General features: G+C 48.1%; 2 protein-coding genes. One reads left to right on the plus strand and one right to left on the minus strand.

Annotation, left to right across the window (positions count from 1 at the left end):
• Positions 1 to 159: 159 nt before the first annotated feature.
• Positions 160 to 1,101: a PQQ-binding-like beta-propeller repeat protein gene (locus tag Q0294_RS08505; RefSeq protein WP_299463334.1), complete on the minus strand. Its 942-nt coding sequence runs from the start codon at positions 1,099 to 1,101 to the stop codon at positions 160 to 162.
• Between the two features lie 336 nt (positions 1,102 to 1,437).
• Here Q0294_RS08505 and Q0294_RS08510 point away from each other — a divergent pair.
• The coding region (locus Q0294_RS08510; RefSeq protein ID WP_299463337.1) for a hypothetical protein at positions 1,438 to 1,727 on the plus strand (290 nt) is incomplete at its 3' end.

Raw genomic sequence — 1,727 nt, forward strand, 5'->3', positions numbered from 1 at the left:
AACTCATGGTGTGATGAATTTCCTTATCTGAGAGCGTCCAATAAGAATCAAAGGTAAACCGCGAACGATTCGCTTTGTCTTGAATATAACAGCCTGCCAGCCATGTTGTCTAACAATGTTTGATTTTACCAGCGAATTTCAGTTGAAACCCAGAGTTATTCAAGGCTTTAATACAGCGAGTTTTTTCCGCACAAGTGACGATTGTTGATCGTTGAGAATTTCCCAGCAGGCGAGGCCGTTGCCGACCAGCTCAAATTCATCGAATTCCCAGACGATTTTTTTGTCGCCGTCGAGTTCAATGATCTGCGGATTCTCGGGCCCCGCGTGACAGTTACCGATGATCAGATTACCGTTGTCGAGTTGCTGCAGACAGGTGGTCCATTTCAGTTCGACATCGGTCTCTGGAACTTTGCCTTTGATTTCCCAGACGACTTTTCTGTCGGGAGTCACTTCTAGCACACTGTTGCCGCTGCCCGAAGCGATGAGCGTATTGCCGTTCTGCAATCGGAGGGCACCAAAGACGCGCGTGTTGGTCGGATAGTCCCAGATGACTTCACCTTTGCGATTGTATTCGGTCACTACACCCGGGTTTTCCGAACAGACCAGATAGGTTCCGTCCGGCGTGATCCGCATGAGTCGCGTGGATTGCGTGCCCCCTTCTTTGAGCGGGAACTGATGCACGAGTTTTCCACTCGGGTCGACCTCAATAATGCGACCGACACCACTCTCGACAATCACCGTGTTACCATTGGGGAGTCGGGCAAAAGCATGCACGTCAACCCGTTTGCCGGCGTTGCCATTCATGGTCGCGGAGTCATACGTCCAAACGACTTTTTTATCGAGGGTGATTTCTTTGAGCCCGGTCCAACTGTCGTGAAACAGAATGTTGCCGTTGGGCAGCAGCTGCACATCATGATGGCCGGCATGACCTTGAGTCGGCCCGGCAGTTTGATACGACCAGAGCACATCGCCGTCCGCGTCACAGATAGCGAGAATATTCTTGCCATACGAAGCCCCCACCAGGACCAGCCGCTCGGCATAAGCGGAGGCATTGACCAGCAGGCAGATAAGAATCACAACGAAGTGCGAGGCGAGTTTCATGGTTTGTGATATCTCCTGTTTGATATGAAGCGGATGGGTGTATTCCAGATCTCAAGAGCGCTGAGAATCGATGGCAATCGTTCGAATTCAATTCATCATATCATTGTGATGTACTCGCTTAAACTCAGATGAGATTTCACGCTTTTTTTCGAAATCACTCTGAATGTCGCCTCAACCACGCAATATGATTGACTTTTGTGCGCACTGGGCGTTAAAGTGTACTGAGAGTTATATTTCTTTATTAACAGATAATGCAGGACAACCGCTCTGTCTGATAGCCGATGCGCTCATACACGTTCTCTCATAAAATTGATCTAATTAAAGAATTATTTGCTGATGATTTTTTCTGCTGATACTTTCCAACTGAATCAACGTGCTCGGTTTCGTTTTTTTTCGATTCTGCCTGTACTGGCTTTCGTGTTTTTACTCTGTCTGCCGGAACTCACCGCACAAACTCCGGCCCAGACAGACCCCTTCGATCTGGAAGTTCCGCTGGAGTTTTCCGAGGTAACGAAGGCATTAGACATTGACGATTATGATCAGGCACTCAAACTACTTTCAGAGTTACGCTCTGCGAATCTGAAGACGAGAAATATATTACTCAAAGAACAAATTCTGGCAGCGAT

Origin of the sequence: uncultured Gimesia sp., from assembly GCF_937919775.1 — a bacterium.
Classification (GTDB): domain Bacteria; phylum Planctomycetota; class Planctomycetia; order Planctomycetales; family Planctomycetaceae; genus Gimesia.